General features: G+C 61.0%; 6 protein-coding genes. 1 reads left to right on the top strand and 5 read right to left on the bottom strand.

Annotation, left to right across the window (positions count from 1 at the left end; translation table 11 throughout):
* Window positions 1-686: transposase (locus tag ACXJKO_RS29805; protein ID WP_457094637.1), on the top strand; the 686-nt coding region annotated here is incomplete at its 5' end.
* Between the two features lie 46 nt (window positions 687-732).
* Here the strand turns inward: ACXJKO_RS29805 and ACXJKO_RS29800 are convergent.
* The 5 genes from ACXJKO_RS29800 to ACXJKO_RS29780 form a co-directional block, all read right to left on the bottom strand.
* Entirely contained in the window at window positions 733-1,755 is a 1,023-nt protein-coding gene (locus tag ACXJKO_RS29800) for a nitroreductase family protein (protein WP_457094636.1), read from the bottom strand.
* Between the two features lie 73 nt (window positions 1,756-1,828).
* On the bottom strand, window positions 1,829-3,313 hold the full coding sequence (locus ACXJKO_RS29795; RefSeq protein WP_457094635.1) for a lipopolysaccharide biosynthesis protein: 1,485 nt from the start codon (window positions 3,311-3,313) through the stop codon (window positions 1,829-1,831).
* Between the two features lie 181 nt (window positions 3,314-3,494).
* Complete coding sequence (locus tag ACXJKO_RS29790) at window positions 3,495-3,884, bottom strand: c-type cytochrome (protein ID WP_457094634.1); 390 nt, start codon at window positions 3,882-3,884, stop codon at window positions 3,495-3,497.
* Between the two features lie 20 nt (window positions 3,885-3,904).
* On the bottom strand, window positions 3,905-4,141 hold the full coding sequence (locus ACXJKO_RS29785; RefSeq protein ID WP_457094638.1) for a YqaE/Pmp3 family membrane protein: 237 nt from the start codon (window positions 4,139-4,141) through the stop codon (window positions 3,905-3,907).
* Between the two features lie 13 nt (window positions 4,142-4,154).
* A partial coding sequence (locus tag ACXJKO_RS29780) for a GMC family oxidoreductase (protein WP_457094633.1) occupies window positions 4,155-4,950 on the bottom strand: 796 nt, incomplete at its 5' end.

The raw sequence follows: 4,950 nt of genomic DNA, 5'->3' as shown, positions 1-4,950 counted from the left end.
AAGCAGAACTGCGCCAGCGCGGCATCATGATCGGCGCGACCTCCACCATTAGCCGCTGGCTCAGGCGAGCCGGCCTGACGCATAAAAAGAGCCTGAGAGCCGCCGAGCAGGATCGTGCGGACGTGGCGCGCGAACGCAAACACTGGCGCGTGTGGCAGCGCTTTATGGATCCGGCCCGCTTTGTCTTCCTGGACGAGACGGGCGCATCAACCAACATGGTGCGCCGCTATGGGCGCTGCCCCAGGGGCAAACGCCTGGTCGATGCCACGCCGTGGGGTCACTGGAAGATCACCACCTTTGTGGCCGGCTTGCGCGCCAGTGGGCTGATCGCCCCGATGGGGCTGGATGGGCCGATGACCGGTGAGGTATTCCGCGCCTCTGTCGAGCAGGTGCTGATCCCGGAACTCTCGCCGGGAGACGTGGTGGTGCTCGACAACCTGGCAGCTCACAAGGTTGCGAGATCCAGGAAGCCATTCGTGCTGCTGGCGCCAGCTACTGTACCTGCCGCCGTACTCGCCCGACCTAAACCCGATCGAGCAGGTATTTACAAAGCTCAAGGCGCTGCTGCGCAAAGCGGCCGCCCACACCAAGGAGGCGCTCTGTCGATGATCGGGGAGCTGCTCGATCACTTCTCAGCCGAGGAGTGCCAGAACTACCTCAGCAACTGCGGATACGAGTTCACCTAAATGAATCTGCTCTAATTTAGCACTTCCGGCCCTTTGCCKGCCTCTGTCACTCGTGGAAGGTCAGTACGTCCTCGATCTCGYGGCGGCATGACCGCGCGACCTTGAATTTCTCGGGCAGGTGACCGACTGCCATGAAGGTGATGATCGCTTCGTGCGCGGGGATCCCAATCTCATGATGCAAGGCCGCATCAACCGATGCGTCGACGCTCCAGTTCAGCATGCATGCTCCGAGACCGAGCGAGTGAAATGCATAATTTAGCGACATGGCGAAGAGCCCGCCGTCGATCCAGCACTGATAGCGCTCGAACGGCTCAAGAAAGCTCCTGAGGTCCGAGGTGACGATGAGGACGACCGGTACCAGGTGGCCGAAGCCTCTGTTGCCATTCTGGAAAGACAAGGCGCGCTTCTTCGTTTCCTCGCTCATCAGGATATGCACCCGCCATGACTGGCGATTGCACACGGACGGGGTTTTGAGCGCCATGGTCACGGCCGCCCTGATCGTGTCCTGGTCGACCGGAGCGCTGTCAAAGACGCGCACGCTGTGGCGGTTAGCAAAGAAACCGGAGAAATCCCGCTTGGCGTGGGCGTGCACATCGGCGCGCAGCACGGTCTGCGTACCGCCAAGCTCGTAGGACCTGGCCTGGCTGACCGTATGGCTCAGTTTGTCGTCTGTGAGCGGATCGATGCCGTTGAACTCGGCGTGCTCCTTGATCGCCGCGCTTGCGAGATCGGTAATGCCGCTCTGTCCGAAGCGCGAGCGATAGGAGGCCAGAAGCGGGACCAGTCGCTTCACCACCGCGCTCCCGTAGCCCGGTTCCGGCCTTGGAAGCGCCAGCCCCTTCTCGAGGCGGTGGGCATCGCGCATAATCCGCGCGTGGTGGACCTCGTGATCGCTCCTCCGCAAGGTGCCTGAATGGCGCAGGTACCGCCGGGCGTCATAGAGGCAATTGGCGAGAACGCGGTAGATAGTGGCGAGCCTCATGCGCTGCACGCGCTGCCGAACCCGCAAGGAAAGCGATCTTGCCGACTGGGTGGCCGGACGAGAGGAGAGGTAGGTGGGTGCTGACATCGAATCCCTCCTGTGCCGCCCGGCGCGGCTGGGCGGATGTTCATGCTGGATTGGCCTTCCGGATCCGCCCGGCCTATGTCCACCGACGCTTGACCAATTTTGACAAACCGTTTCGCAAGAACGATGGCAGGAGCGGCAGAAGCTCCTGCAACGTATCCGAGGTGTAGCGCGGCGCCAGGATGAGCAACAGCCCGACATAAAGAACGATACCGGTCAGGACGGATACCAAAAGGCGTATCGGCGCCGTGAAGTCGCTCAGGAGCGTGAGCCGCAGGGCGACCACCGCTGCCGCCATCGCGAGAGCGGAGCCGCAGGGCGCGACAAGGTTCCGAAGGGCATCCTTGACCGGCAATCCGATGCCCCGGCTCAGCATCAGCAGGGTCACGGGAGCCGTGGCATGGGCGCGGGCGGTTTGGCCGGCAGCGACCGCGACTGATCCGAACATCACCGTTGCTAGCGCAATGAGTGCGCTGAACACGATCCGGGCAATGGACGAAACAAGGATAAGCTTCGTGCGCCCGACTGCCGTCAACGCGGGTTCCGCGAAGTAGACCAGCGTGGCCGGAGCCACGACGAGAGCCAGCGCCGTCATGATCGGCGCGCTCGGGGCCCATTTCGCGCCGAAGCAGACGACAATGAAGTCGGGCGCCACCGCAGCCGCGCCGAGAAAGACCGGGAAGGAAACAAGCGCTGTGGCCCGCGTGAGGCGGATATAGCCGTCGCTGATGGCGGGGGCATCGGGCAGCCGCGACAGGGCCGACAGAGCGGTCGTCTGGAGTGGCTGGATCGTGCTTTGAACGAGGAAGTTCAGGGTTCGTGTACCAACGCGGTAGAACGCCAAGGCTCCGGTTCCGAGGAAGAATCCGATCACGAATTCAGGAACGCGGCCATTGAGGTGGCCGAGCAGGCGCGCGCCGAGCAGATGGATGCCGAAGCCGAACATCTCGCGGAACGCGGTGCCGGAAAACGTCAGGCGCGGCTGCCAGAACGTCGCGCGCCAGATGACGATGGTCTGCAGCAGGGCCCAGGCGAGCCGGTTCGCAACGAGAGCCCAAACGCCGAAGCCCTGGAAGGCCATGACGATGCCGATCACGCCGCTGACAAGGCTAGCGACGATCGTCCGGACTGCAAGAACCTTATAGCCGAAGTCGCGGCGCAGCTTCGCCTCGTGAATGCTCCGCGCACCATCGATCACGAGAGAAAGGCCGAGCGCCATGAAAACCTCCCCCATGAGCGCCGATCCTGAGCCGATCAGGCTCAAGCCGACCACTGCCATCGCGCCCGCGAGCAGGGCGGACGAGGCGAGATTGGCCCAGAACGCGGTCGATGCCACGGCGTCGTCCCAAGCAGGCCGCTGGATCAGGGCCTCCGGCAACCCTCCCGTCATCACGCTTCGCGCCAAGTCCACGAACAGCGCCACGAAGGCAACAAGGCCGAATTCTGCAGGATGGAGCAGACGAGCCAGGACAGTGAACACGACGAAGCTCGATAACGATGTCCCGCCGGTCGCCGCGATCGACCAGATCGAACTCACCATCAACTTCTTGCGAATGCTCATGCAGAGCCTTTGCGAGAGTTCGAATCCTGCACTCGCCCGACAGTGCCACGGCGGAGGGGCTGCCGCCTATAACCCGGGAGTATACATGAACGCGCACACTTGGTTTGATTTGTCGGGATTTACATCCGGGCCAAGGTCAGCCGGAGCACCGGCGCCTGCACGCGATAGGTACGATTGGACGCTACCGTGTGGCCGTTTGCAAATACGAGGCGATATCCCTTGCGTCCTGTTCCGAAATCGGGGCGAGAGCCATCTTGGTCCCAGGCACATATTCGCTCGGATTTTTAATGAAGCTTGCAAGGGTGTCAGGTGTCCAAACGATATTTCTGGCCTTCATCGCTGGTGAGTAGCCGTACCCCTCCATCGACCCGGCCTTCCGCCCAACTATTCCCGTCAGCACCGGCCCAATGCCGTGGAAATGCCCTTTTAGGGAATGGCACGATGTGCAGTTGACGCTGAGTTGCCGACCGCGTTGGACCGCGGCTGGGTCTGGTTCGGGGAAACTATCACTGCATGCCGAAACCCCCACTGAAATCAGCATCAGCCCGACGAGAAGTTGAAAGCGAGCCATGCTTCGTTTCCATGCAGGGGCTATAGGATGGACGGCCCTGCAATCTGTCGCGTGAAAATCGCCGTGAAGGCGCTGTGTGCGATCGCGACAAAATAGATCAGAAGTCCTGGCCCGGCGTATTGCAGAAAAAACACCGTTACCCCAAGGATCGCTATAGCGAGATTCACGACGAGCGGAATGCCAGCCCCCCTCGTAATCGCTACCGGGAGGGGAGGGAAGAACACAGACAGCACAACGAGAATGGCGCATCTAAGCATCTCTAGCTGACCATCATTGCCAAACATCACGCATAACTTTGATATGATCCGCTATGCGCATCGCGAAGGCTATTATCATCATCGTAGGACCTGAGTATCCCGCCGTCGGAAAGACAGAGCTGCCGCCAATGTAGAGATTGCCCACCCCGTGAACGCGGCAGTCCCTGTCGACGACACCGTCCTTCGGCTCGTCGCTCATTCGGGTGGTGCCGATCTGATGGTAATGTCCCTGCACTCTGGATCGGACCAGTTCCGGCGTGATTTCCTCAAGCTGCACGCGGCCCAGGCCGAGCGCGGAGAGCTCTGTCGCCAGCTTGTCGTGCGCGGCCTTGAAGGAACGATAATCATGTTCGTTCAGCCGCCAGTCGAGATCCGCGACCGGGCTCTGCAGGGCGTCGCGCTGATCCGAGATCACGACACGCGAGTCGCGGTTCGGCGCCTGTTCGAGACGATGCTCGAGTTCGAAGTAAGGAGGGAGTGCGAAATGCAGATCGCGCTTCGCAAGGATAAATTCGCTGGCGCCCACCGGGTCGGCCAGGATTCGGCCGACGTCATAAATGAATTCCAACGAGCCGGGGCGCAGAAAACCCGAGTCAAAATCGCCCGCTGCTTCCTCAACCTCATCAGTCGCGTATCTGGGATTGAACCTGCAATAATACTGCAGCAATCCTTCCTTTCTGAGGAAATCGTCTCTGAAACTTATGTTCGCATTCAGATTTTTGCTAGCGGCGAACTTCCGATTATAGATGAGCGGAAAGCGAGGGGATGGGACCAGCTTCGATGCGAAAATATGGGTGTGATCCATGAAG

The organism is Microvirga sp. P5_D2, assembly GCF_054049475.1.
This window is presented reverse-complemented; position numbering and strand designations above follow the sequence as displayed.